We start from the raw sequence: 24133 nt of genomic DNA on the forward strand, positions 1-24133 counted from the left end.
ATGGGGATCCGTCCGCGCGCCGCCTCGGCGAGGGTCGATGTATGACCCAGACAGCACAGAGAGCGGCGGCCGGATGGGCCGCCGGCTACGGCACCCTCGCCCTGGTGTGGGCGGTGACCGGCCGGGGCTACCCGTACGGACCGGCCGCGCCGCACAACGACGCGAGCGTGCTCCGGGCGGTGCCCGCCGACGTGGGCGCCCCGGTCTTCGCGGCGGTGCTGCTGACCGCCGCGGTCGCGCTGATCGCCCTCGGCCCGGGTGGCCCGCGCCGGCCTCTGGAGAGAATCCTGACCGGCTACCTGTGGGTGGTGGCGGCCGCGCTGCTGCTGGTGGTGCCGGACGTCCGGCTACTGACGGTGGCCGGCTACCTGCCGGTCATCATCGGTGGACTGCCGTTCGGGTGGCCGCCGATCGACTACGGCGACGTGTTCACCTGGACGCTCGCGAACGAGGCGCTGGCCGTCGCCGGCGGTGTGCTGATCGCCCGGGCGGTGCTGCGCCGGCAGCGGCACTCGTCCGGCGCGTGTGTGGATTGCGGCCGCACCGGCGACCCGTCCGGCTGGACCGCCCCGGCGGCGGCCGCCCGGTGGGGGCGGGCCGCCGCCTGGACCGCCGCGGTCATCCCGGCGCTGTACGCGGCGGTCCGCCTGGCCTGGGCGGCCGGTTACCCGCTCGGGATCACACCGGAGTTCCTCGCCGAGATGCGGCGCACCGGCCTCGTCTGGGCGGGCGCCGGGCTCGGCGTGTTCGCGCTGGCCGGCGCGGTCCTGACGCTGGGCCTCACGCAGCGCTGGGGCGAGCGGTTCCCGCGCTGGATGCCGTGGCTGGGCGGCCGCACGGTGCCGATCAGGCTGGCTACCGTCCCGGCGGCGGTGGTGGCCGTGTTCGTCTGGTCGGCGTCGGTGTCGCTCTACACCGGGGACGGCTCGGAGGCGCTGTTGCGTGGCACGGACCTGCTGTCCCGGCTGCCGATGCTGTTGTGGCCGCTGTGGAGCGTGGCGCTGGGAGCCGCCGCCTACGGTTACCACCTGCGCCGCCGCCCACCCTGTGAGCAGTGCGGAAATGCGACCGGCGCCACCGGGAAGGGTCTGGTGCACCGCCACCGGCCGAGCGCATATTAGATCGCATGGACTACGAATACGCGCCGCTCCGGTTGCCTTCGAATGTCGATCGTCTGACCGCGGCGGCGCAGCTCGCCATTGCGGCCGAGTTCTCCGGGTGGGAGCTGGCCAAGGTCCAGCTCTTCGCCGACGGCACGCGGAAGGTCATGCTCCGCCGTCGCCGCCAGACGACCCCCCAGCCCGGCCTCAGTTACTGAGAAGGCCCGCCCGCTCGCAGCGGACGGGCCTTTCCGATCTCAGTGCTCGACGGCCCTCAGTGGCTGTGGCCCGCGTGGTCGTGGTGGTCGTGGTCGTCCTCGTCGGGCAGGAACGGGTGCTCGTCGAGACGGCCGACCAGCAGGTCGGTCTCGACCGGCGCGAACGGCCCCGAGCCGTCGGCGTCGTCGAAGGCCTCCAGGTCGAGCGCCTCGGCGACCTCGGTCACCGTGAGCAGGCCGTCGAGCGGCTCCAGCTCGGGCACGTCCAGCGAGGCCAGCGAACCGTCACCGGCCTGCAGGAGCTCCAGCACGGCTTCGCCGACCGACTCCACCGGACCGGCGTCCTCCTCCTCCGGCACGGAGGCGCGCCGGGCGGCCTCGGCGACCCGCAGCAGCGCGGACACGCTCGGCACGCGGTAGTCACGGCGCTGCCGGACCGACACCACCTGCGGGTACGGGTCGGCGCCCGCACCGGCCGCGCCCTCGGTGAGCTGGCCGAACCGGCGGTCCGTCTCGTCCGCGTCGATCGACTCGACGTCCCACGGTGTGACCTCACCGAAGGCGTCGAGCAGCTTCTCGTCGTACGCGAAGGAGGCGTTGTTGAGATCGACGTACGCCTGCCAGACGTCGTCGTCGTCGATGCGGCCCGCAGCCGTCTTGACGGCAGCGAGGTGCGCCCGCGCCGCCTCGATCACCCGTTCGAGGGCGACATCGAGATCGGCGTTCTGGTCGGTCATTGGATGGGGGTCCTTCCGATTTCAGCTGTTTCGGAGCAAACGATCGAGCACGCGCACGCCGAACTTTAGTCCCTCCACCGGAACTCTCTCGTCGATGCCGTGGAAGAGCGCACTGAAGTTGAGGTCGGGCGGGAGGCGCAGTGGCGCGAAGCCGAAACACCGGATGCCGAGCGTCGCGAAGGCCTTGGCGTCGGTGCCACCGGACATCAGGTACGGCACGGTACGCGCTCCCGGATCCTCGGCGCGCAGCGCGGCCCCCATCGCGTCGACGAGGTCGCCGTCGAAGGCGGTCTCCACGGCGGACTGCTGGTGCATGTGCTCGATCTCGATGTCCGGCCCGATCACGTCGCGCAGTTCCCGCAGGAACGCGTCGGCGTGTCCGGGCAGGGTGCGGCAGTCGATGGTGGCCGACGCCCGGCCGGGGATGACGTTGTCCTTGTAACCGGCTTCCAGACGGGTCGGGTTCGCGGTGTTGCGCAGGGTCGCCCCGATCACGTTGGCGATCGGACCCAGTTTGGCCACCGCGAGCTCCGGCTGGTCCGGGTCCAACTCGATCTCCAGGGCGTCGCTGACCTGCTCCAGGAAGGCGCGCACGGTGGGGGTCACGATGGTCGGGAAACGGTGCCGGCCGACCCGGGCGACGGCCTCGGCCAGCGCGGTGACCGCGTTGTCGTCGTGGATGAAGGAGCCGTGCCCGGGCCGCCCGGTCGCGTGCAGGCGCAGCCAGTCGAGGCCCTTCTCGGCGGTCTGCACCAGATAGAGGCGCAGGTCGTCGTTGACGGTGTACGAGTACCCGCCGACCTCACCGATCGCCTCGGTGCACCCCTCGAACTCGCTCGCGTGGTTGGTGACCAGCCACTGGGAGCCGTACTCCATGCCGGCTTCCTCGTCGGCGGTGTACGCCAGGACGATGTCACGCGGCGGGGTGTAGCCGACGCGCTTCCACTCCCGGACGACGGCGAGGACCATCGCGTCGAAGTCCTTCATGTCGACCGCGCCGCGGCCCCACAGGTAGCCGTCCTTCTCCTCGCCGGCGAACGGCGGCACCGACCACTCGCTCGCGTCGGCCGGCACCACGTCGAGGTGGCCGTGCACGAGCAGCGCGCCCCGGGAGCGGTCGGCGCCGGGGATCCGGGCGATCAGGTTGGCCCGTTTCGGCGCCGACTCGAGCAGCTTCGACTCGACGCCGACCTCGGCCAGTTTCTCCGCGACGTACTCGGCGGCGGCCCGCTCGCCCACGGTGGTCCGCGGGTCCCCGGTGTTGGTGGTGTCGATGCGGAGCAGGTCGCGGCACAGGCCGACGACCTCGCCCTCGGCGGTCGTCTTCATCCGCCCTTCTTATCAGGGAGACGTGACGTGCCGTCAGCCGCTCGGCCGGTGGCGGCCGGGGCAGGCGGACGGAGAAGGGGCCGCCGGGGCGCCCGGGGTTTGCGCGGAAAGCCCTGAGGGGTACCAGCGGGCCGTGTCTGATGTGAATCTTCCCCCGCTTCCCGCGGTCGGCGGCGAGACGCCCGGCCGCAGCATCGTCGACCTGATCGCCCAGCAGCACCGGGAGTTGCTGGGCCTGACCGACCGGCTCGCCGAGGCCCCGGACGACCCGGACGTCGCCTCGGTCCTGGTGGCCACGCTGTCCCGGCACCTGTGCGCCGAGGAGCAGTACCTCTACCCGGCGATCCGGACCGCGGTGCCCGGCGGCGAGCAGATCGCCGATCGGGAGCTCGCCGAGGATCAGGCGATCCTGGAGCGGCTACGTGATCTTGAACGCACCGGCTCCGGCCGGGGCGACCTCGCCGAGGCCGTGCGCCGGCATGTCGCGGCGGACGCCGAGGAGTTGCTGCCGCTGTTGGAGCAGATGGTTCCGGCCGAGGATCTGGTGCGGCTGGGCAACCGCTTCGCGACCGCCGAAGAGGCGGCGCCGACCAGGCCACATCCGGCGACGCCGTCGACGCCGCCGTGGAACAAGGTGGTGGATCCGATCGTCGGCGTGGCCGACAAGTTTCGGGATGTGATCTCCTCGCGCACCACATACGTGAGCGATCTGTAACTAAATGCAGGTTACGGCCGGTAAGCGCCGTGTGTCCTGTTCGTTCATACGTTTGTCACAGGTTACCGATCATTCCACGGCTCGCGCACTAGCGTTCGATCCCTTTCTAGTCCTAACGTCACGCTATGAACCTCGAGCTGCGGCATCTGAAGGTGGTCTGCGCCATCGCGGAGACCGGCAGCGTGACCAAGGCCGCGTCACAACTCGGCCTTGCCCAGCCGGCGCTCACCGCACAACTCCAGCGGATCGAGCGCACTCTGGGTGGCCCGCTGTTCGACCGTGACCGCCGGGGCGCGCGCCCCACAGCCCTGGGAGAGCTGGTGCTGTCCCGCGCCAGAGTGCTGCTGCCCGCGATGAAGGGCCTCCAGGACGAGGCGGCCAGGCTGGCCGCCGGCGGCGATCACGAGACGTTGACCAGGTACCGGATCGGCGCGGTCGGCGGACCGGTCGTCGCCCACATGGTGCACCGCCTGTCGGCTGCCCAGCCGGACGCGCAGATCTCCACCCACGCGTCCTACTACATCTCCGAGCTGGCCGGCATGGTGCTGGCCGGCAAGCTGGACTTCGCCCAGGTCGGCGTCTGCGGTGACGCCCTGCCCTCGGCGGAGTACGGCCTGGTCTGGCAGACCATCGGGATGGACGCCGTCTGTGTGCTGCTCCCCGACGACCACCCACAGGCCAAGAACGTCTCGGTCGACCTGGCCGAGATGTCCGACGAGCAGTGGGTCGCCGGCGCCGGCGGCGGCGGTTTAGGCGACAGCTTCGCCCCCGCCAGCGCCCCGGCCGGCGTCGCCCCGCGCCGGGTGCTGGAGACGGACGTGCGCAACTGCGTCGACATGGTCGAGCTGGGCCTCGCCATCGGCCTGTGCCAGCCGACGTTCCGGCCGCCGGTCGGGCTCGTCAGCCGCCCGCTGCGCGGTGCCCCGCTGCGCTGGCGGCTGGTGCTGGGCTGGCATCCGGAGTCACAGGCGTCCCGCAGCGCGCCCAAGCTGATGGACCACGCGCAAGAGGTCTACCAGGAGATCCTGGCCCGCAACGAGCCCTACATGCAGTGGATGCGCACCGACCAGATCGGCGGGAGCAGCCACCTCGCCGCGGCCTGACCACCTCGCCGCGTCGCGGCCTGACCACCTCGTTGTGTCGCGGCCCGACCGGCGAGGCCGTGGCCCGGCCGGCGAACAGGGGGCGCCGGACGGCGCCCCCTACCACCGAGAGTCCTCAGTGGGCCGCGGCGGTGAGCTCCACGTCGAAGGCCAGCTCACCGTCACGGGCATCGACCCGGACGGTACGGCCCGGCGCCAGATCGGCGGCGAGCAGCATCCTGGACAGCCGGTTGTCGAGTTCACGCTGGATGGTCCGGCGCAGCGGCCGGGCCCCGAACTCGGGCTGGAAGCCCCGCTCGGCCAGCCAGTCCACCGCCGCCGGGCTAACCTCCAGCTCGACGTCCTGGGCGCGCAGCCGGCCCCGGGTCTCCTCCAGCATCATCTCGGTGATCCGGTGCAGTTGGTCGCTCTCCAGCTGCCGGAAGATGATGATCTCGTCGATCCGGTTGATGAACTCCGGCCGCAGCTGTTCCTTGAGCCGCCGGTCGAGCCGCTCACGCAACTCGGCGTCGGCCGACCGCCCGGTGTCCGCGCCGCCGAACCCGACGCTGCGGCTGCTGCCGCTGATCAGGTCGGAGCCGAGGTTGCTCGTCATGATCAGCACGGTGTTCTTGAAGCTGATCGTCCGGCCCTGGCTGTCGGTGAGCCGCCCGTCGTCGAGCACCTGGAGCAGCATGTTGAAGACGTCCGGGTGGGCCTTCTCGATCTCGTCGAGGAGCACCACGCTGTACGGCCGCCGCCGCACCGCCTCGGTGAGCTGGCCCGCCTCGTCGTAGCCGACGTATCCGGGCGGGGCCCCGACCAGCCGGGACACCGTGTGCCGCTCCTGGAACTCGCTCATGTCGAGCCGGATCATCCGGTCCGGCTCACCGAACAGCGCCTCGGCCAGCGACCGGGCCAGCTCGGTCTTGCCGACGCCGGTCGGGCCGAGGAAGAGGAAGCTGCCGACCGGCCGGCCCGGGTCGCCGAGCCCGGCCCGTGACCGGCGCACGGCCTCAGCCACCGCGCCGACCGCGTCCTGCTGCCCGATCACGTGCTCGTGCAGGTGCTGCTCCAGGCGCAGCAGCCGGTCTCGCTCGGCCTCGGTGAGCTGGGCGACCGGGATGCCGGTGGCCCGCGACACCACCTCGGCGATCTCCTCCTGGGTCACCTGCGGCACCTCGTCGGCGAGCACGCCGGGCGAGGTGAGCTGGGCTTTCAGGGTGTGGATCTGGTCGCGCAGCTCGGAGGCCTGCTCGTAGTGCTCGGCGGCCACCGCCTGGTCCCGGTCGCGCGACAGCTGCTCCAGCCGGCGCTCCAGTTCGCGGCGGTTGGCGTCCGGAGTCTTGGTGCGCAGCCGGACCCGGGCCCCGGCCTGGTCGATCAGGTCGATCGCCTTGTCCGGCAGGAACCGGTCGGTGACGTAGCGGTCGGACAGCACCGCCGCGGCGTCCAGCGCCTCGTCGGTGATGCGTACCTGATGGTGTGCCTCGTAGTTGTCGCGGAGCCCGCGCAGGATCGCCACGGTGTCCTCCACGCTCGGCTCGCCCACCACGACCGGCTGGAAGCGGCGGGCGAGCGCCGCGTCCTTCTCGATGTGCCGGTACTCGTCGAGGGTGGTCGCGCCGATCACCCGCAGCCGGCCGCGGGCCAGGGCCGGCTTGAGCATGTTGCCGGCGTCCATGCCGCCGCCCTCGCCGCCGCCACCCGCGCCCACCACGGTGTGGATCTCATCGAGGAAGACGATCAGCCCGTCGCCGGAGGCCTGGATCTCCTCGATCACCTTCTTCAGGCGCTCCTCGAAGTCGCCGCGGTACTTGGTGCCCGCCACCATGCCGGCCAGGTCGAGTTGGACGACCCGCTTGTCCTGCAGGGGCAGCGGCACGTCGCCGTCCACGATCCGCTGGGCCAGGCCCTCGACGATGGCGGTCTTGCCGACGCCGGCCTCACCGATCAGCACCGGGTTGTTCTTGGTGCGCCGGGAGAGGATCTCGACGGCCTGCTCGATCTCGTCGGCGCGCCCGATCACCGGGTCGATCTCGCCGCGCCGCGCCGACTCGGTGAGGTCGACGCCGAACTGCTCCAGCGTGGGCGTCGGGGTGGGGTTGGGCCGCGGCACGCCCTGCCCGCCGCCGGACGGCTTGGGCAGCTCACTGTGATGCGGGATGTTGCGGGGGTCGACGATGCGGCCGGCGAGCAGGCGGCCCGCCGCGGAGTCGGTGTTGAGCCCGAGCGCCATCAGGATATGCTCCGGCCCGATGTAGGAGGCCCCCACCGCCCGGGAGATCTGCAGGCTGTCCAGCAGGGCGCGCTTGGCGGCCGGGGTCAGCGAGATGCTCTCCGGGAGCTGATGGGCGGCGACCTCAGGGCGGCCCAGCTCGGTGAGGAGCCGGTCCGGGTCGGCGCCGGCCCGGCGCACGGTCTGCTTCATCGCGTCCTGCTGGAGCAGCGCCCACAGCAGGTGATCGGTGTCGAGATCGGCGAGTGGCCGGTCGCCCGTGGCCAGCTCGGTGGCGCGGCGCGCCGCGTCGGCGAGCACCTGCCGGGCGTCGTTGCTCATGTAACGCGCGATGTCGAAACGCTGCGCCGACCGGCGCGGCTCGGCCGCACCGAAGAAGCGCGCGAACAGGTCGTCCCACTGACCGGGCGCAGCCGGCCCGAACGGTCCGATGGTCATCTGTCTCTCTTCTCCTGGTACCTGGTACCTCGGGCCGGGTCCGCCCGGCGAGGGCTGCCCGGCCATCGGACGGCGAACTCGTGCCGCCCGGGTGTTAGAAGCGCGTGAACCTGCCCCGTGATTCCCGGATCACGGAAAAAGTTGACACGACTACACTCAACTTCATGCCGGCCTCACAGGATCCACCCTCCCTCACCCCGGTCCTTCATGAGCCGGAACCGGCCGAACAGGGCGTCCCGCTGGTGATCGTGGACGGCGCGAACGTGGTCGGCTCGGTCCCGGACGGCTGGTGGCGTGACCGGGCGGGCGCGGCGGTCCGGCTCCGCGACAGCCTCGCGGCGGTTCCCGCCACCGGCCTGCCCGGCCTCCCGGCGCCGGTCGAGGTGGTCCTGGTGGTCGAGGGCCGGGCACGCGACATCCCGCAAGGTCCGCCCGGGGTGCGCGTCGAGCGCGCTCCCGGCTCCGGCGACGACAAGATCGTTGATCTGGTACGGGAAACCGCCGCGACCCGCACCACCGTGGTCGTCACCGCCGATCGCGGCCTGCGTCTCCGCGTCGTCGCGCTCGGCGCGCAATGCCGCGGCCCGTCCGCGGTCCCCCGCTGACCGATGCCCGACCCCACCAGCGCAGTGTCGCGGGGCCCGGAGTGCTGACGAGATCGCCGAGCGGAGACCCGGCGGGGACCTGGCGGCGACCCGCCGGGCTGACCCTCGCGCGAGGGCGTGTCGGCGCCACGGTGCGGTGATCCGCATGGCCCCGGAGGGCCCGCTTGATCCACTGTGGATCGTTTTCGGATACGATCTCACCAGGGCGATCTTCGGCGACCCGGAGAGAAGCGGCGTCGTGCCATGGCTGGCACAAGCTGTTAAAAAGGGGAACCGGAGGACGGCCGGACCGGAACCGGACGGTAGGCTGGCACCGCAAGTCGTAAACCCCCACAGGAGGCTGCCCGGGTGGCCAGTGTCGCCGAACTCAGAGCTGCCGTGGAGGCCGCGCTTCAGCAGGTCACCGAGGGGCAGCAGGCGATACAGGCGGCACGCGAGAAGATCGGTGAGGCCCAGCAGAGCCTGGCCGCCGCTCTCGAGGGCAGCGCCAACGACGCGGTGGGCGCCGCGCACGCCTCGCTCTCCCAGGCTGATCAGCAGCTGGAGGATTCGATGAGCGCGACCCTCGCGGCGGTCGAGCAGGCACACACCTACACGGCGAACCTCTGACGCGATGTCGCTGCTGCAGGAACTCGGCGCCCAGCTTCGCGCCACCGCCGACGATCTGCCGACCGGGCTGGTCGCCGTGGCGATGGACAAGCTCCGCAGCGCCACCGAGCTGCTCCGGTGGGTGCAGGAGGAGTCGAGCAGAGACATCGGCGTGCAACGGCTCGCCCACGCGACCGAGCACGCCGAGAACACCGCGGCCGCGCTCCGGGCCACCCAGGACGCGATCGACGCCTACCTCGCGGCGCTCGGCCTCTCCGGGACCCCCGGGGCCGCGCCGGGCCAGGAGTGGCGCACCGCGCTGCGCCGCGAGGAGGAGCGACCCCGCCCTCCCGAGCCGGAGCCGCAGCGTGAGGTCGCGAGCCTCGGCCCGTGGTGGCAGCAGCGGGTGGCCGTGCTGACCGGTGAGGCGCCGCCGACCGGCCGTGACGGCCCGCAACAGGGCGAGCCGGCCGACACGTCCGAGCTGCTGCGCCGGATCGCCGCCGGGGTGCGCGCCAACGACCGGGCCCGCCTCGGGCGGGAACTGCACGCCGTCAACGCCTCCACCGGGCTGGGCCTGTCCGCGGTCACGCCCCAGGTGCTGCACCGGCTCGCCGCCGACCTGCTCGGCCACGAGCCCCGCCCGGAGGACGTGCCCCGGCTGCGGACGGCCGCCGAGGGCCGGGTTCACGCGCTGCTGCCGGGCACCACACCGGACATGCTGGAGACCCTGCTGATGCGGGTCTGCCGGGTGCCGGTGCAACAGCAGCAACAACAACGTGGCGACCAGCCGGCCGCGCACCCGGCCGACAGCGCGGTCACCGCGAGCGTTCTCACCGGCGTGCTGCTGGCCCGGCTGGGCCGCGACGCCGGCTCCCTCGACCCGGCCGCGCCCGAACCGGTGCGGCCCGGGGCCGAGACCGCGGGACCGGCCCGCGACGGGGAGGGCCGGCGGTGAACCGGGGCGAGATTTCGGGAGCAACTGTGACGATGCCGGCGGGTCATGTCTGAGTCCACCAAACACCGGGTCATGGAGATCCGGGCCGGGCTGTCGCACGCTCTCGGTGCCGCGCAGATGGCGCTGGAGCGCGCTTACGAGGCCCGGGAGGCGGCGGAGGCCCGCTACCGGCGGATCGTGGCGGCGGCGACCGCCCGGCGGCGGAAACTGGCGGCGGCCCGCGACGAGCGTGTCCGCGAGATCGACACCTGGCACGACGGCGAGCTGGCCGCGCTGGCCGGAGCCGCCGCGGCCGCGGCCGACCGGGCGGCTCCCGGCGCCGCCGGCGAGCCGTGGCACAGCTGGGACCCGACCCCGCTGGAGAAGGCCGCCGAGTTGCGCGTCGGGCGGCTGATGCTGCCCGAGGCGCCGGTGCCGGCCCCGGTGCGCAACGAGCGCCCGGCCCGGCCCGGCGACGGCGAGCCCTGGACCGGCGGGGCCTGGGCCGGCGCTCCAGGCGAGGTCACCGAGGCGTGGGCCGGGCCGGACAGCGAGCCGCCCGACGTCACGGCCGGCCCGGTGATGGACGACACGCCGCCGGAGGTGCCGGCGCTGGTGCGCCTGCTCGACCACGGGCACGTGGTGGTCGAGGGCGACCGGCGGACCGGCGACGACGTGGTGGCGGGGCTGCTGCTGCGGGCGCTCGGCACGAGCGTGCCGGGCCAGGTCCAGATCATCGGGTACGACCCGGAGAACCTCGGTGGCGGTCTCGCCGGGTTCGCGCCGCTCGCGACCGCGGGAGTGCTCGCCTTCGTCGGGCCGGGCGGCCTGGAGAAACTGCTCGACGAGCTGGTCGGGCACGTCCGGCGGATCAACGAGACGGTTCTCGCCGGCGAGTACACCTCCCTGCGGGAACTGCACGCGGTGACGAAACGGCGGCCGGAGCCGTGGCGGGTGGCGGTGCTGCTCGGCGGCGGCGGGGAACCGAGCCGGCACGAGCGGTCCCAGCTGGACCGGCTGCTGCGGACCGGCGCGGCCTGCGGGGTGCACCTGGTGATCCGGGGCATCAGGGTGGCGCCCGGGCCGGGGATCGACGTCATCGTGGCGGCGCCCGGCGACGACGCCCGGATCGGGAGCGCCGGTGCTCTGCCCGTACGGCTGGATCCCGGGCCCACGCCGAGTGTGGTGACCGCGACGTGCCGGCAGATCGCTGAGGCGGTGGCCGCCGGGCCGGCGCCGGTGGCGCTGGACAGCCTCCTGCCGGAGGCCGGGGCGGAGTGGCGGGAGGTTTCCGCCGCCGGGCTGACCGCGCCGCTCGGCGACAGCCCACAGGGTCCCCGGGTGATGGTGACCTTGAGCGACTATCCGCCGCACGCGCTGATCGCCGGGCCGTCCGGCACCGGCAAGACCAACTTCATCTACGCCTGGATGGGGGCGCTGGCGGCCCGCTACTCCCCCGACGAACTGGCGTTCTACCTGCTCGACTTCAAGGAGGGGGTGTCGTTCGCCCGGTTCGCGCCCGGGCGGCGGGATCCGAGCTGGCTGCCGCACGTGCGGCTGGTCGGGGTGAACGTCAACACCGACCGTGAGTTCGGGCTGGCGCTGCTCCGGTTCCTCAGCGGTGAGCTGAAACGGCGTGCCGACGCGGCGAAACAGCACGAGGCCACCAACCTGGCCGAGCTGCGCGCCGAGGACCCGGAAGGGGCGTGGCCGCGGATCGTGGCGGTCATCGACGAGTTCCAGGTGCTGCTCTCCGGCCGGGACGCGGTCTCCGGCGAGGCCGTCGACCTGCTGGAGGACCTGGCCCGGCGCGGCCGTTCCCAGGGCATCCACCTGATCCTCGCCAGCCAGGACGTCTCCGGCATCGAGGCGCTGTGGGGCCGCCCCGCGCTGGTCGCTCAGTTCAGCCTGCGGATCGCCCTGCCCCGGGCCCGCCGGGTGCTCCCCGAGACCAACGGGGCCGCCGACTCACTGCCTCGCTACCACGCGGTCGTCAACGCCGACTCCGGCGCTCCCGAGGCCAACCGGGTGGTCCGGGTGCCGTCCGCCGGCGACCGCGACCAGTGGAGTTCACTCCAGCACCGGCTGTGGCGGCGGCGACCACCCGAGCTGGGGCCGCCCCGTCTCTTCGACGGCGACGTGGTGCCGCGCCTGGCGGACAGCCCCGACTACCGGGCACTGCGGGCCGCCGGATCCCAGGCCGCCCCGATCGCCCTGCTCGGCGAGACCATCGACGTGGCGGCACGCTCCGCGCGTACCGTGCTGCGGCGCGCGCCCGGCCGCAACCTGGCCGTGCTCGGCACCCGGGTGGACGAGGCGTGTGCCGTCCTGGCGACCGCGGGCCGTTCGCTGGCCGCGCAGTTCACCCCGGAGGGCGCCCGGTTCTCGGTGGTCTGCCTCGATACCGACGCCCGCACCGCGGCCGAGGCGCTGCACGCCCGCCTCCCGGACTGCGGGTGGTACGACCCGGAGAACGTGGACTGGCTGCTGGAGGACGCCGCGGCGGAGGCCACCGCCGCCTGGCCGGCCGACCGGCCGCACTTCATCCTGATCTACGCGGCCGACGCGCTGCCCGGCGGCAAGGCGGCCGGCGACCAGTTGCGGACGGTGCTGCGGCAGGGGCCGGAGCGGCGGCTGCACGTGCTCGGCTGGTGGCGTGGGGCCGGGCTGCTGCGCGACACCCTCGGCGGGCACGCGTCGCGGACCGACGCGATCGGCGCCTGGGTGGCCCTCGACGTGCACGGCAGCGAGTTGTCGCCGTTCTACCCCGGGCAGGGGGCGCCGAACTGGTACCCGCGGCCGTGGCGGGCCCTGCACTTCGACCGCTCGGTGCACCGCGGCGCCGAGGTGATCATCCCTTACGGAAGCTCATGAGCGAATTGCAACCGGCTGACTTCGACCGTGCCGACTACCGGACCGTGCTGCGCCGCCTCACCAGCCTGGACGAGAAGGCGACCGGGCTGCGCGAGGAGGCACGGCGCTGGTTCGCCGACCGGGCCGCCGCGGCCGACGCCGCCGTCCGGGACGCCGCCGGCGAGATGGAGGCGGCCGAGCAGGCGATCCGTGCCGCCCAGCGCGACCTGGAGCAGGTGGACGCCCGGGCGGCGGGCCTCTGGTCGGACTTCGTGCACCGGATCGGGCCGGCCGCCGAACGGTTCGGCCGGACCCTGCCGCCGGCCAGCATCCCCCGGCAGCGCGGCGACGAGGCGGGAGACCGGGCCGCCGCCGACTATCTGGACGAGGTGGAGAACCGGGTCCGGTACACCCCGCCGGCCCGGCCGATCACCTTCGGCACGAAGATCCTCTTCGGCGTTCTCGGGTTCGCCGGCGGGCTGCTCGGGGTCGTCGGCAACCTGCTGGTCCGTGGCAGCGGCACGGCCGCCGGTGGCGACTGGCGGCAGGCCGCTCCGGTGGTGGCGCTGCTGGTGCTGCTCTGCTGCCCGATCCTGGCGGTGGTGACGGCGAAACTGATCGCCGACCGCCGGGGTGTCGGCCTGGACACCTCGGCGGTCGTCACGGTGCTCGGCACCGGCCTGGTCACGGCCGTCCTGCTGTTCGCGGCGGTCCAGCTGGCCCAGTCCGCCTGAGTCTCTTCGCCGGCCCGGGACCCAGCCCGGTGTGGGGTGGGGTGGGGTGGGGTGGGGTGGGATGGGATGGGGTCAGTGCGGGCTGAGGTCGACCCGGCGCCGGGCCTCCTCCTGCAGGGCAGCGGGCACGTCGGGGCCGGTGTCACCGCCGCCGTGCGCCTCGTCGTACTCGTAGTCGCCGCCGGTCGCGTCGTTGAGCTCGTCGCGGGCGTCGTCGTCCGTCGTGTCGGTCATAGGTTCGGTTGTACCCGGGTATGACGACGGAATGCTGCGGATCGGGACATCGGGTTGGCAATACCGGGACTGGCGGCCGGACCGGGGGGCCGACGACACCGGCTATCTCTATCCGGCGGGGCTCCCCCAGCGGGCCTGGCTGGACCACTACGCGGCCCGGTTCGGCACCGTGGAGATCAACAACGCCTTCTACCGGCTGCCGGAACGGGACACTTTCACCACATGGCGGGAACAGACCCCGGACGGGTTTCTCTTCGCCGTGAAGATGAGCCGCTACCTCACCCACATCCGACGGTTACGGGAGCCGGCCGAGCCGGTGGCCCGCTTCCTGAGCCGGGCCGAGGCGCTCGGTGACAAGCTCGGGCCGGTGCTGCTGCAGCTGCCGCCGACGATGAAGGCCGACCTGGCCGCGCTGGACGACACCCTGCGGCTCTTCCCCGCCGAGGTGCGTGTGGTGGTCGAACCCCGGCACGCGAGCTGGTTCACCCCCGCGTGCGAGGAGTTGCTGCGACGGCACGGGGCCGCCCTCTGCTGGGCGGACCGGTGCGGGCGCCCGGTGACGCCCCTGTGGGAGACGGCCGGATTCGGATATCTGCGCCTGCATGAAGGGGCCGCGAAACCGTGGCCCCGCTATGGACGTGCGGCGTTGCGGTCGTGGCTTGATCGCATCGCCGCACCGGAAATGTTCGTGTTCTTCAACAATGATCCGGGCGGCGCGGCGGTGATCGATGCGGGCGTGATGGCGGCGGAAGCCGCCCGCCGCGACATCGACATGATCCCGGTCCCGCGGATTCGGCCGCGACCGGAATCCCGGTGATCGCCGCGATAAGCAATTGTTCAGGAATGGCGAATGTGGTGTGCGCCTCATCAGCGCGGTGAATGGCGATAACCGGGCCCGCCGCCTCGGCGGGCCCGGATGCGCGCCGTCAGCTCGCCCGGCGCTCCCGCACCTGCTTGCAGTTCACACACGTGGTCGCGGACGGGAACACTTCGAGCCGCTCGACCGGGATCGGGTTCGAGCAGCCCTCACAGTTGCCGTACGTCCCGTCGGAGAGCCGCTGCAACGCGTGCTCCGCCTGGGTCCGCCTGTCCAGCAGCGTCCGCAGCAGTGACGTCGCCGCGTCACGCTCCGCCGTCTTCGACCCGCTGTCGGCCTGATCGTCACCGGCGGCATCGCCGATCTCGACCAGCCTCAGCCGGGTGTTCTGGGCCACGGCCTCTTCGTACTCAGCGTCGAGCTCCTCGAATCGGCTCTGCAGGATCACCCGGATCTGCTCGAACTCCTCGGTCGAGCGCACCTTCGCCGTGCTCGCGCCCTTACCCGCAACAACCGCTCCGTTGACGAGCATGCAGTCCCCCTGCCCTTCCCTCAGCCCCAGCCGGTGGCCATCCGCCGGGTCACCCTCGCCCCGGGCCGGCTCGACATGTGGAGCCGGACGATACCCACCGCCGGAGATCCCAAACGGGACCCCCGCAAAAAAGTAACCGGAGCATAACTGTCGGTGTTCGAATCCGCCACGGACTCGGCAGGCGGGTCTTGTGCCGGGCGTCACGGGCCGGGCAGCACGAGCGCCGGACGGCGCGGGTCGTCGAGGCGTACGACCACGTCAGCGAAGGTTTCCGGCGCCACCTCCCCGGAGTACCGCCGGTACGCCGGAAGCGTCCAGGCGAGCTCTGGAGGGGTTTGCCGGGCCAATGCGGCGCCGGACACCGCAAGGTGGACGGAGAACTCGAACGGCAGCCCGGACCCGAGCAGCAGCGGACCGCTGACCAGCACGATCGCCCCGGCTGGGAGCTGCCGGTAGGGCGCGCGGGCCGACCGGTCCCGCCCCGCGTCCCAGAACCGCTCCAGGATCCGGCCGGAGCCACCCGGGCCCGCCGGGGCCAAGACCTCGCGCATCAGACCGGCCTCGTCGAACCAGCCGGTGTAGAACGAGTCCGGATTGGTCCTGCCGAACTCCAGGCGCAGCGATGCCGGGCGGAGGAAGTCCCTGGTGGAGACACGCACGGCGGGCCGGCCACGGACGCGCAGCGGGTCGACGAGGGCATCCGCGAGGCGCCCCGGATCGGCGGCGTCCGCGCCGTCCACGGCCACCCGGAGGCAACTGTCGGATTCCCGACTCGCCAGCCGTTCGAGTCGATCGGCGAGCTCGTCGACGAGCACGGAGAAGGAGACCGGACGCACCCGCATGCGTCTATGATCCTCTTCTCGCGGGCCCGTCTCGAGTCCGGTGGCGATGAGATCAGTCGTGCGGCATGATCGCGATGCGCGCGTCGTCGGCCAGCCGGTAACCCACCCCGTAAACGGTGGTGATCAGCGGCAGGTGGCCACCGAGCTTCAGGCGCAGGCGGCGCACGTGGACGTCCACGGTGCGCTCCCCGGCCCGCTCGTAACCCCACACGGCGGCCAGCAGCTGGGCCCGCGTGAAGACCCGGCGCGGACGCTCCGCCAGGTATTGCAGCAGGTCGAACTCGAGCCGCGTCAGAGGCAGCGCCTCGCCGTCCAGGAGGGCCTGGCGCGACGAGGTGAGCAGCCGCACCTCCGGGCCGTCCGGGAGCGCCTCGCCATCCTCAGAGGGCATCTCCGGCTCCATCACGGCCGGCGCCTGCTCGACGGTGACCGTGCCCTTGCTCAACTCGACCAGTTCGCGGACCGCGGCGAGCAAACGATGTGCCTGTGGTGAGACCACGTCGCCGGTGAGTGGAATGGCGAGCGTCACAGTCAGCGCGGGTTCCGCTGAACGGCGGGCAGAACCGCGACCCGGTCCGGCGGATCGACGATCGGCACGCGGCGACAATGCGCTGACCGGCATTGGTTATTCCCCCAGAATTTGCTGCCTCAAGCGAATATGACTGATCACTGTGCGTAAAGCGGGGTGAATATTTCCTGCCCTCCGGTTCGCGGGTCAAGTCGCCAACCACACTGTGGGAAAGACGTTCCATATTGTCGCACCCACCGCGAATTCATTCTGGGAACGCTTTCTGTCAGCCTCATTAAGCATTGCCAAACGTGGGTAGTGTCCGGACGTGACTCAGTTGGACGCAGAGACGATCGCGTACGCGCACCGCATGTTCGACCTGGCCCGTTCCGGGGCCACCGAGGAGCTGTCCGCGCAGGTGGACGCCGGTCTCCCGGCGAACCTCACCAACGACAGGGGCGACACCCTGTTGATTCTGGCGGCCTACCACAACCACACCGGCACGGTGGCCGCGCTGCTGGAGCGGGGCGCCGACCCGGACCGCGCCAACGACCGTGGCCAGACCGCGCTGGCCGCGGCGGTCTTCCGGCAGAACCCGGACGCGGCCGGGACGCTGCTGCGGGCGGGCGCCGACCCGCATGCGGGCGCGCCGTCCGCGGTGGCCACGGCGGAGTTCTTCAAGCTGCCGGAGATGGCGGCGTTACTGGCACGGGGCGCCGCTGACGCGGCGCCCCGTGATGAGAAGACCGGCCCAGAGTGAATCGGCCGGGGTGAGGCGGCCCGGGGTGAGGCGGCCCGGGGTGGATCAGCCGCCCGAGGTGAGGCGGCGGCCGACGGCCGCGATGAGGCGGTCCAACTCGGACCCGAACGGGTTGTCGTGCACCAGGTAGGTCCAGGTGGCGCTGGGGCGCACGATCTCGGCCCGGTCGGGCTGCCAGCCGTCGCTGAGGTCGACCTCCTCGAAGGTCTCGATGGTCTTCGCCTCGACCTGGGTGAGCAACTCCTGGAACGCCGGCACCGCCGCCCGGTGGAACTCGTCGAGCGGGTCCAGCTTGCCCAGCGCGCGCAGGTGCACACCCTCGCGGACCTCTGACAGGTACGCCAGGTGCTCGGCCCACAGCCGGTCGAGGTGGTAGAGGGCGATGGCCCGGGCCGCGTCGGACAGCACGTCCTCGTCGGTCTCCTTGGCCTTCTCCGCCGACTTCTCCAGCAGCATGATCGCCGCGACCTCGGAGGTGAGCAGGCGCTCCCGGCGCTCGGCCAGCAGCAGGCGCTGCTGCTCGATCACCACGCTGTACCGCCAGGTGTTCTTGTGGATCTCGTGGTTGACGCCCTCGGCGACCCGCTGGGCGTGCTCCACCGCGTAGTCCACCTGGGGGTCGTGCACGACGCCGTCCATGTCCATCCGCGGCGAGGCCGGGATGATGTCGCCGGCGTGCCGGTGGACCAGCTCGTCCTCCAGGCTGACGAAGAAGACCGAGGCGCCCGGGTCGCCCTGCCGGCCGGCCCGGCCACGGAGCTGGTCGTCGACGCGGCGGCTGTCGTGCCGGCCGGAGCCGATCACGTAGAGGCCGCCGAGGTCGACCACCTTCTCGCGGTCCTTCTCGTCGCTGCCGCCGAGACGGATGTCGACGCCACGGCCGGCCATCTGGGTGGAGACGGTGACCGCGCCGAGCGCGCCCGCCTCCGCGATGATCTCGGCCTCCTCGGCGTCGTTCTTCGCGTTCAGCACGTTGCACGGGACGCCGGCGTCGGCGAGCTGGCGAGCCAGCCGCTCGGACGCCTTCACGTCCAGGGTGCCGATCAGGACCGGACGGCCCTTCTCGTGGGCGATCTTGATCTCTTCGACCAGGGCCTCGTCGCGCATGTCGTGCACCGAGTAGATCCGGTCCGGGTCGTCCTCGCGGATGTTCGGGGTGTTCGGCGGGATCACCGCGACCTCGAGCTTGAAGTACTCCCGCAGCTGCTCGCCGACGTGCACGGCGGTCGCGGTCATGCCGCACACCGTCTGGTAGAGGGCGATGTAGGCCTGCACCGTGATGGTGTCGAGGACCTCGCCCTCCTGCGTGGCCGACAGGCCCTCCTTCGCCTCCACGGCCGCCTGCAGGCCGTCCGGCCAGCGACGCCGCTGGGCGACACGGCCGCGCATCTCGTCGATCAGCTCGACGCCGTCGTTGCGGACGATGTAGTCGACGTCGCGGCGCAGCAGCGCGTGCGCGTGCAGGGCCACGTTCACCGCGGAGAGGTGCTCGACCTGGTCGTCGGCGTAGAGGTCGATGCCGCCGAGCTTCTCCTCCAGGTGCTTGAGGCCGGCCTCGGTGAAGGCGACGCTGCGGCCGTCCTCGGCCACCTCGTAGTGCTTGCCCTTGCGCAGGTCCTTCATCAGGGCGGCGGCCTCGTGCGCCGGGTCGCCTTCCCGGGCGACGCTGCCGGCCAGCACCATCGGCACCCGGGCCTCGTCGATCAGGATCGAGTCGGCCTCGTCGACGATCGCGGTGGCCAGCTCGCGCTGCACCCGGTCGGCCACATCGGTGACCAGCTGGTCGCGCAGGTAGTCGAAGCCGGCCTCGCTGACCGAGACGTAGGTGACGTCGGAGGCATACGCCTCGCGGCGCTCCTCCGGCGTCATCGACTCGGTCACCCAGGAGACGCTGAGGCCGAGCAGCGTGTAGATCGGCTCCATCCACTCCGCGTCACGCCGGGCCAGGTAGTCGTTGACGGTGAGCACGTGCACCGGGCCGTTGCCGAGCCTGGTGTGCCCGTACGCCGCGACGGCCGCGGTGAGCGTCTTGCCCTCACCGGTGGCCATCTCGGCGACCCGCTTGTCGAGCAGGGCCATGGCGCCGAGGAGCTGGACGTCATACGGCCGCTGGCCGATCGCCCGGCGCGCCGCCTCCCGCCCGATGGCGCAGATCTCGGCGTAGTCGGCCGCCTCACGGGCCGCCTCGGTCAGCGCCGCGTCGTCCAACTCCGTCAGCGAATCCTCGCGCGCCTCGATCGCACCGAGCCGCTTCGACAACGGCCCGAGGTCCACCGTCGTACCGGGACGCTGGAGAAACTTGCGGAACCGGCTCTTCAGCCGCTGCGAGACACCCATGGCGGGCAACGGTACTTCATTTTGGCCACGTGGCGGTGACGGACTCCCGGCGGACCGTCAGAAGGTGATGACCGCCTGCAACTCGTTCCGGCGACGCTCGGCCAGATCGGTGAGCAGAGCGGGCGCCTCGTCGAACGGCACCAGGGCGGTGACCAGGTGTTTCCGGATGGCGTCGCCGTCGGCTCGGAGCAGGTCGAGGGTGGCGGCGGAAAGACGTTCCCGGTCCCAGGCGTGGGCCAGGCCGCGCGGCACCCGGCCGATCTGCGCGCAGCGCACCGCCAGGCCGTTGTGGTGGAACTCCTCGCCGAGCCGCACCTCGTCCGCGCCGCCGGGGTAGAACGCCAGGTCGATCACGGTGCCCTGCGGGCGCAGCAGGCGCAGCCCGAGATGCAGGGCGGCGGCCTGTCCCCGGCACTGGAAGACCACATCGGCGCCCCGGTCGCCGTCGGCGTGCCGCCACCGGGTCTTCAGGATCACCGCCGGGTCGTCGCCGGAACTGTCCAAGGTCGCCAGACCCAGCGCCTCGGCCACCTCACGCCGGGCCGGGGTCGGGTCCACCACGACCACCGAGGCCGCGCCGTTCAGACGAGCGAACAGGGCGGTGAGCAGGCCGACCACCCCGGCGCCGACGACCGCGACACGCAGGCCCTCGACGCCGTCGGCCAGCGAGCGGACCGCCGGGCCGAACCGGTCGGCGGCCGCGTGCAGCAGGCCGTTGGCGCAGATCGGGCCCATGTGCGCGACGTAGATGCCGAGCACCGCGTCGAGTCCGGGTGGCAGCGGCACCACCCGGTCGCGCAGCGGGTGTCCGGGGTAGCCGGTGCGGTGCCCGTAGGTCATCGCGACCACGGTGCCGTCCGGGACGGCCGGGGTGCGGCTGCGCTCGACCCGGGCGACCTCCATGTAGCCGACCCGGGTCACCGGGTAGGCCTCGTCGGGCGGGGCGCCGAAGAGGCCGAGAGTGGGGTCGAAGCCCGCGTGCAGGGCCGGGTTGGTGCCCTTGAGGAAGGTCAGTTCGGTGCCGGCCGACACGCCGCTGAACAGCGTGCGGGCATGGAAGCCGCCCTCCGGCACCTCGGTGTCGCCGACGTCGGCGATCTCCACGACGCCGGGGCCGGAGACGATGAGGTTGCGGTCAGACACGGACGGCTCCCGGGCGCACGGTGCGGCCCTCGGCCGCGGACTGGGCGACGGCAAGGGCGAGTTCGTGGGTACGCAGAGCCTCCGCGTACGGCACCCGGACGTCGTCCTGTTCGCCCCGGACCGCGCTGACGAACGCCCGGTCCACCGCGACGTGCGCCGAGGTGGGTTCGCAGGTGACCGTCTCGGTGTGGTCGCCGTCGCGGATCACCAGCTCGCTCTCGGTCAGCGCGAGCGCCAGGCCGTCGGCGTAGATCTCCAGCCCGGCCCGGTGCTTCCAGCCGAGCACACAGGTGGCGGCCAGGTTTCCGACCGCGCCGCCGGCGAACCGCAGCACCGCCGTGGTGGCGCCGTCCACGTCCGCGCCCTCGACCGCGGGCGGTGTGCCGTTGCCGTAGGCGGTCACCTCGTCCACCTCGCCGGCCAGGTACCGGGCCAGGTCGAGGACGTGCGCGGCCTGCTCGACGACGGGCCCGCCGGAGCGGCCGCCGATCGGCCACCACGCCACCGGCGGAACCTTGTCCAGCCAGGACCCGGTGACCAGCCGGATCGGGCGGCCGGCCAGCACCTCCCGGGCCTTCTCCACCACCGGCAGGTAGCGCCAGTGGTGACCCACCGCGGTCAGCAGGCCGCGGCTCTCCACGAGGCTGGCGATTTCAGCGGCTATGCCGTGATTGATAGCGATGGGCTTTTCCACGAACATCGGAAGTCCCGCCGCGATGACAGCCCTCTCCGCATCGCCGTGGGCGAACGGCGGGACGCAGACGTAGATGGCGTCCGGGCCCGAGTCGATCAGGTCGGCGACCGTGTCGTACACCCGTGCCCCATGCTCGGCCGCGAGGCGTCCCGCGGCCTCGGCCGCGACGTCGGTAATGCCGCTGACCTGCACTCCCGGCAGAGCCGAAAGCACCTTGGCGTGCCGGGTGGCAACGCCGCCCGCACCGATCAGACCGAAACGTGTCGTGGTCATCCGCTCCCCTGTCACCAGCGATGCCCTCGCATCGTCGGCCGGTTCTGTTACCAGCGCCCCGAATGGCAAACATTTGCAGATGAGGATTTCGTCACGCTCCAAGGAGATTGACGAGCCTCACCTCGGGGAATTCTGGCCGCGCCGACAAGATCGCGAACCAGGGGGTTAAGCCGATGCGGCAACCGCATGCGACCGTGTCTCCCGTCGTCGAGGCGTGGACGACCTACCGGACCGGCAGCGCCGGTCGATGGACACCCGAGGCTCTGCAGCGGGCGAAGGGCCGCACCACCGTGAGCGTGGTCATCCCCGCCCGGGACGAGGAAGCCACCATCGGCGCGATCGTCTCCACGATCCGCCGCGACCTGATCGAACGGGTGCCACTCGTCGACGAGATCCTGGTGGTCGACTCCCGGTCCACCGACGCCACCGCGATGCTGGCCCGGCGGGCCGGCGCCCGGGTGGTCAGCCAGGACCGGATGACCCGGGGCCTGCCCCGGATGGAGGGCAAGGGCGACGCACTGTGGGCCGGCCTCGCCGCCAGCAGCGGGGACGTGGTCGCCTTCATCGACGGTGACCTGCACGAGTTCTCCTCGCACTTCGTCACCGGGCTGCTCGGCCCGCTGCTCACCGACGGCGGCGTCGAATACGTCAAGGGCTTCTACCACCGGCCGCTGGCCGGGCCGGTGAGCGTCGAGACCGACGGCGGCGGCCGGGTCACCGAACTGGCCGCGCGCCCGCTGCTCAACCTCTTCTTCCCGGAACTGGCCGGCTTCGTGCAGCCCCTCGCGGGCGAGTACGCCGGGCGCCGCCGCACCCTGGAACGCATCCCGTTCGTCTCCGGGTACGGCGTGGAGATCGGCATGCTGATCGACCTGGTCGACCTGGTGGGCCTGGACGCCCTGGCCCAGGTGGACCTCGGCGAGCGCAAACACCGGCACCAGGGCACCGAGGCGCTCGGCCGGATGGCCACGCAGATCCTGGTGACCGCCTGGTCCCGGATGTACCGGCGAGGACTCACCACCGAGCCGATGCCGCCGTCGACGATGCTCACCCAGTTCCGGCGGGGCGGCGAGGGCGTGCTGCCCAACCTGGAGCGCCAGATCGCGGTGACCGACATCGTCGTCACCGAGCGGCCGCCGCTGGGCTCGATCAAGAGTGCGGTGGCCGCGTAATGCGCGTTCTGATGAACGCCGGACCGTGGCTGCCGGTGCCACCGGCCGGGTACGGCGGCATCGAGAACATCGTCGGCACGCTCATCCCGGAGCTGCGGCGGCTCGGCGTGGAGGTGGTGCTCGCCAGTGTCGGCGAGAGCACCGTCGAGGCGGACGGGCTCGTGTCGGTGTTCGAGCGGGGACAGTTCGGGGCCATCCAGCGGCCGTACAACCAGGCCGTCGGGGTGGTCCAGGCGCACCAGCACGCGGTGCTGCGAGCGGCGGCCGACGGCGGCTTCGACCTGATCCACGACCACGTCGAGGCGGCCGGGCTGGTCAGCGTGGCGGCCCTCGGCGAGGGCGCGCCGCCGGCGTTGCACACCCTGCACTGGGACCTGCACAAACACCCGGAGCTCTACGGCACCTTCGACGGCGGCGACCGGGTACGCGTCAACGGCGTCTCCGCGTCACAGCTCGCCCGGGCCCCCGAGGCGCTGCGCCGCCACTCGATCGGGCACGTCCACCTGGCGACCCCGCTGGCCGAGCAGCCGGTTCCGGAGATCAACCGCGGGTCGTACGCCGTGGTCCTCGGAAGGATCAACCCGGGTAAGGGACAGGATCTGGCGGCGCGACTGGCGCACGAGGCCGGGTTCGATCTCGTCCTGGCGGGGCCGGTCGGCCCGTACCGCAACGCCGCTGAACTCGCCGCCGCGGACCGTGACCCGGCCGCGGACAGCAACCCCGACGTGCGTTTCTGGCGCGAGAAGGTGGCGCCGCACGTCGACGGCGTGCGGGTGCGGTGGGTCGGGACGGTGACCGGCCGCGACCGGGACCTGCTGGTGGCCGGGGCCCGCGCCGCGTTCTTCCCGTTGCGATGGGAGGAGCCGGGCGGCACCGCCGTGGTGGAGTCGCTGGCCCTGGGCACGCCGGTGATCGGGATCGCCCGCGGCTGCCTGCCGGAGCTGATCGAGGAAGGCCACACCGGCCTGCTCACCAGCGACGAGGACGCTCTGGGCGACCTGGTGCACAAGGCGGTCACCATCGACGCGGGCGCGTGCCGGGCCGAGGCGGAACGCCGCTTCACCCCGGCCGTGATGGCCGCCTCCTACCTGCGCCTCTACGAACAGCTCAGCTGACGTTTGTTCCGGGCGGGCGCCGGGCACCTTGTCGGCGAACCGCCAGGTCAGCACCACCGCCACGACGGCTTCCACCAGCAGGCTGATCCGCAGCACCCCGAGCACCACCTGGCGGACGTCGCCGACACCCA

23 protein-coding genes are annotated in these 24133 nt (G+C 72.3%); 13 read left to right on the plus strand and 10 right to left on the minus strand.

Features of this window, described 5'->3' with window-relative positions:
* The first annotated feature begins 41 nt into the window (after positions 1-41).
* Positions 42-1121 (plus strand): hypothetical protein, encoded by a 1080-nt coding sequence (locus tag QLQ12_RS16290; RefSeq protein ID WP_282760783.1) that lies wholly within the window; start codon positions 42-44, stop codon positions 1119-1121.
* 5 nt (positions 1122-1126) lie between these two features.
* Positions 1127-1318, plus strand: coding sequence for a DUF5703 family protein (locus QLQ12_RS16295; RefSeq protein WP_282760785.1), 192 nt, complete (start codon positions 1127-1129; stop codon positions 1316-1318).
* 56 nt (positions 1319-1374) lie between these two features.
* On the opposite strand, the gene QLQ12_RS16300 is transcribed toward QLQ12_RS16295, so the two are convergent.
* Both QLQ12_RS16300 and QLQ12_RS16305 read right to left on the minus strand, forming a co-directional pair.
* The gene (locus tag QLQ12_RS16300; protein WP_282760787.1) at positions 1375-2055 is read right to left on the minus strand and encodes a hypothetical protein; all 681 of its coding nucleotides are present in this window, start codon (positions 2053-2055) and stop codon (positions 1375-1377) included.
* A 21-nt stretch (positions 2056-2076) separates the two neighbouring features.
* On the minus strand, positions 2077-3384 hold the full coding sequence (locus tag QLQ12_RS16305; RefSeq protein ID WP_282760788.1) for a M20/M25/M40 family metallo-hydrolase: 1308 nt from the start codon (positions 3382-3384) through the stop codon (positions 2077-2079).
* A 133-nt stretch (positions 3385-3517) separates the two neighbouring features.
* Here QLQ12_RS16305 and QLQ12_RS16310 point away from each other — a divergent pair, with 133 nt between their 5' ends.
* Together QLQ12_RS16310 and QLQ12_RS16315 are read left to right on the plus strand one after the other, a co-directional pair.
* On the plus strand, positions 3518-4099 hold the full coding sequence (locus tag QLQ12_RS16310; protein ID WP_328518283.1) for a hemerythrin domain-containing protein: 582 nt from the start codon (positions 3518-3520) through the stop codon (positions 4097-4099).
* 125 nt (positions 4100-4224) lie between these two features.
* Positions 4225-5202, plus strand: coding sequence for a LysR family transcriptional regulator (locus QLQ12_RS16315; RefSeq protein WP_282760789.1), 978 nt, complete (start codon positions 4225-4227; stop codon positions 5200-5202).
* 115 nt (positions 5203-5317) lie between these two features.
* On the opposite strand, the gene QLQ12_RS16320 is transcribed toward QLQ12_RS16315, so the two are convergent.
* A complete protein-coding gene (locus tag QLQ12_RS16320; RefSeq protein WP_282760791.1) occupies positions 5318-7858 on the minus strand; it encodes an ATP-dependent Clp protease ATP-binding subunit in 2541 nt (846 codons plus the stop codon).
* A 164-nt stretch (positions 7859-8022) separates the two neighbouring features.
* Between QLQ12_RS16320 and QLQ12_RS16325 the strand changes: the two genes are divergently transcribed.
* The 5 genes from QLQ12_RS16325 (at position 8023) to QLQ12_RS16345 (ending at position 13575) form a co-directional block, all read left to right on the plus strand.
* A complete protein-coding gene (locus tag QLQ12_RS16325; protein WP_282760793.1) occupies positions 8023-8463 on the plus strand; it encodes a hypothetical protein in 441 nt (146 codons plus the stop codon).
* 348 nt (positions 8464-8811) lie between these two features.
* On the plus strand, positions 8812-9072 hold the full coding sequence (locus tag QLQ12_RS16330) for a hypothetical protein (RefSeq protein WP_282760794.1): 261 nt from the start codon (positions 8812-8814) through the stop codon (positions 9070-9072).
* A gap of 4 nt (positions 9073-9076) precedes the next feature.
* Positions 9077-10009, plus strand: coding sequence for a hypothetical protein (locus QLQ12_RS16335; RefSeq protein WP_282760795.1), 933 nt, complete (start codon positions 9077-9079; stop codon positions 10007-10009).
* Between the two features lie 45 nt (positions 10010-10054).
* A complete protein-coding gene (locus QLQ12_RS16340) occupies positions 10055-12862 on the plus strand; it encodes an FtsK/SpoIIIE domain-containing protein (RefSeq protein ID WP_282760796.1) in 2808 nt (935 codons plus the stop codon).
* Positions 12859-13575 carry a hypothetical protein gene (locus QLQ12_RS16345; protein WP_282760797.1) on the plus strand — a complete coding sequence of 239 codons (717 nt, stop codon included), beginning with the start codon at positions 12859-12861 and terminating at the stop codon, positions 13573-13575. Before QLQ12_RS16340 ends, QLQ12_RS16345 begins: the two co-directional genes overlap by 4 nt.
* Positions 13576-13647: 72 nt before the next feature.
* Here QLQ12_RS16345 and QLQ12_RS16350 read toward each other — a convergent pair whose 3' ends face one another.
* On the minus strand, positions 13648-13809 hold the full coding sequence (locus tag QLQ12_RS16350; protein ID WP_282760798.1) for a hypothetical protein: 162 nt from the start codon (positions 13807-13809) through the stop codon (positions 13648-13650).
* A 31-nt stretch (positions 13810-13840) separates the two neighbouring features.
* On the opposite strand from QLQ12_RS16350, the gene QLQ12_RS16355 reads away from it, so the two are divergent.
* Positions 13841-14626: a DUF72 domain-containing protein gene (locus QLQ12_RS16355; protein WP_282760800.1), complete on the plus strand. Its 786-nt coding sequence runs from the start codon at positions 13841-13843 to the stop codon at positions 14624-14626.
* A gap of 109 nt (positions 14627-14735) precedes the next feature.
* Here QLQ12_RS16355 and QLQ12_RS16360 read toward each other — a convergent pair whose 3' ends face one another.
* From QLQ12_RS16360 to QLQ12_RS16370, 3 genes are all read right to left on the minus strand, one after another.
* Complete coding sequence (locus QLQ12_RS16360) at positions 14736-15158, minus strand: TraR/DksA family transcriptional regulator (protein ID WP_282760801.1); 423 nt, start codon at positions 15156-15158, stop codon at positions 14736-14738.
* A 200-nt stretch (positions 15159-15358) separates the two neighbouring features.
* Positions 15359-16000: a nucleoside/nucleotide kinase family protein gene (locus tag QLQ12_RS16365; RefSeq protein WP_282760803.1), complete on the minus strand. Its 642-nt coding sequence runs from the start codon at positions 15998-16000 to the stop codon at positions 15359-15361.
* A gap of 52 nt (positions 16001-16052) precedes the next feature.
* Complete coding sequence (locus QLQ12_RS16370; RefSeq protein WP_407651491.1) at positions 16053-16622, minus strand: winged helix-turn-helix domain-containing protein; 570 nt, start codon at positions 16620-16622, stop codon at positions 16053-16055.
* Positions 16623-16878: 256 nt separating this feature from the next.
* On the opposite strand from QLQ12_RS16370, the gene QLQ12_RS16375 reads away from it, so the two are divergent.
* Positions 16879-17268, plus strand: a complete 390-nt coding sequence (locus QLQ12_RS16375; RefSeq protein WP_328518285.1) for an ankyrin repeat domain-containing protein — start codon at positions 16879-16881, stop codon at positions 17266-17268.
* Between the two features lie 45 nt (positions 17269-17313).
* Here the strand turns inward: QLQ12_RS16375 and secA2 are convergent, their stop codons facing one another.
* From secA2 to QLQ12_RS16390, 3 genes are read right to left on the minus strand one after another with little or no spacing between them, the layout of a single operon-like run.
* The gene (gene secA2 / locus QLQ12_RS16380; protein WP_282760807.1) at positions 17314-19605 is read right to left on the minus strand and encodes an accessory Sec system translocase SecA2; all 2292 of its coding nucleotides are present in this window, start codon (positions 19603-19605) and stop codon (positions 17314-17316) included.
* Between the two features lie 57 nt (positions 19606-19662).
* A complete protein-coding gene (locus QLQ12_RS16385) occupies positions 19663-20748 on the minus strand; it encodes a zinc-dependent alcohol dehydrogenase (RefSeq protein ID WP_282760808.1) in 1086 nt (361 codons plus the stop codon).
* On the minus strand, positions 20741-21715 hold the full coding sequence (locus QLQ12_RS16390) for a Gfo/Idh/MocA family protein (protein WP_282760809.1): 975 nt from the start codon (positions 21713-21715) through the stop codon (positions 20741-20743). Before QLQ12_RS16390 ends, QLQ12_RS16385 begins: the two co-directional genes overlap by 8 nt.
* Positions 21716-21888: 173 nt before the next feature.
* Between QLQ12_RS16390 and QLQ12_RS16395 the strand changes: the two genes are divergently transcribed.
* On the plus strand, positions 21889-22887 hold the full coding sequence (locus tag QLQ12_RS16395) for a glucosyl-3-phosphoglycerate synthase (RefSeq protein WP_282760810.1): 999 nt from the start codon (positions 21889-21891) through the stop codon (positions 22885-22887).
* Positions 22887-24002 carry a glycosyltransferase gene (locus QLQ12_RS16400; RefSeq protein ID WP_282760811.1) on the plus strand — a complete coding sequence of 372 codons (1116 nt, stop codon included), beginning with the start codon at positions 22887-22889 and terminating at the stop codon, positions 24000-24002. Before QLQ12_RS16395 ends, QLQ12_RS16400 begins: the two co-directional genes overlap by 1 nt.
* Positions 24003-24133 lie beyond the last annotated feature (131 nt).

Source organism: Actinoplanes sandaracinus, assembly GCF_030009775.1.
Lineage (GTDB): Bacteria > Actinomycetota > Actinomycetes > Mycobacteriales > Micromonosporaceae > Actinoplanes > Actinoplanes sandaracinus.

Bases quoted from the DNA above. Each gene is read 5' to 3' on its own strand.
- QLQ12_RS16290 (WP_282760783.1), top strand. From the start codon at position 42: ATGACCCAGACAGCACAGAGAGCGGCGGCCGGATGGGCCGCCGGCTAC.
- QLQ12_RS16295 (WP_282760785.1), top strand. From the start codon at position 1,127: ATGGACTACGAATACGCGCCGCTCCGGTTGCCTTCGAATGTCGATCGT.
- QLQ12_RS16300 (WP_282760787.1), bottom strand. From the start codon at position 2,055: ATGACCGACCAGAACGCCGATCTCGATGTCGCCCTCGAACGGGTGATC.
- QLQ12_RS16305 (WP_282760788.1), bottom strand. From the start codon at position 3,384: ATGAAGACGACCGCCGAGGGCGAGGTCGTCGGCCTGTGCCGCGACCTG.
- QLQ12_RS16315 (WP_282760789.1), top strand. From the start codon at position 4,225: ATGAACCTCGAGCTGCGGCATCTGAAGGTGGTCTGCGCCATCGCGGAG.
- QLQ12_RS16320 (WP_282760791.1), bottom strand. From the start codon at position 7,858: ATGACCATCGGACCGTTCGGGCCGGCTGCGCCCGGTCAGTGGGACGAC.
- QLQ12_RS16325 (WP_282760793.1), top strand. From the start codon at position 8,023: ATGCCGGCCTCACAGGATCCACCCTCCCTCACCCCGGTCCTTCATGAG.
- QLQ12_RS16335 (WP_282760795.1), top strand. From the start codon at position 9,077: ATGTCGCTGCTGCAGGAACTCGGCGCCCAGCTTCGCGCCACCGCCGAC.
- QLQ12_RS16340 (WP_282760796.1), top strand. From the start codon at position 10,055: ATGTCTGAGTCCACCAAACACCGGGTCATGGAGATCCGGGCCGGGCTG.
- QLQ12_RS16345 (WP_282760797.1), top strand. From the start codon at position 12,859: ATGAGCGAATTGCAACCGGCTGACTTCGACCGTGCCGACTACCGGACC.
- QLQ12_RS16350 (WP_282760798.1), bottom strand. From the start codon at position 13,809: ATGACCGACACGACGGACGACGACGCCCGCGACGAGCTCAACGACGCG.
- QLQ12_RS16355 (WP_282760800.1), top strand. From the start codon at position 13,841: ATGCTGCGGATCGGGACATCGGGTTGGCAATACCGGGACTGGCGGCCG.
- QLQ12_RS16360 (WP_282760801.1), bottom strand. From the start codon at position 15,158: ATGCTCGTCAACGGAGCGGTTGTTGCGGGTAAGGGCGCGAGCACGGCG.
- QLQ12_RS16365 (WP_282760803.1), bottom strand. From the start codon at position 16,000: ATGCGGGTGCGTCCGGTCTCCTTCTCCGTGCTCGTCGACGAGCTCGCC.
- QLQ12_RS16370 (WP_407651491.1), bottom strand. From the start codon at position 16,622: ATGCCGGTCAGCGCATTGTCGCCGCGTGCCGATCGTCGATCCGCCGGA.
- QLQ12_RS16375 (WP_328518285.1), top strand. From the start codon at position 16,879: ATGTTCGACCTGGCCCGTTCCGGGGCCACCGAGGAGCTGTCCGCGCAG.
- secA2 (WP_282760807.1), bottom strand. From the start codon at position 19,605: ATGGGTGTCTCGCAGCGGCTGAAGAGCCGGTTCCGCAAGTTTCTCCAG.
- QLQ12_RS16390 (WP_282760809.1), bottom strand. From the start codon at position 21,715: ATGACCACGACACGTTTCGGTCTGATCGGTGCGGGCGGCGTTGCCACC.
- QLQ12_RS16395 (WP_282760810.1), top strand. From the start codon at position 21,889: ATGCGGCAACCGCATGCGACCGTGTCTCCCGTCGTCGAGGCGTGGACG.
- QLQ12_RS16400 (WP_282760811.1), top strand. From the start codon at position 22,887: ATGCGCGTTCTGATGAACGCCGGACCGTGGCTGCCGGTGCCACCGGCC.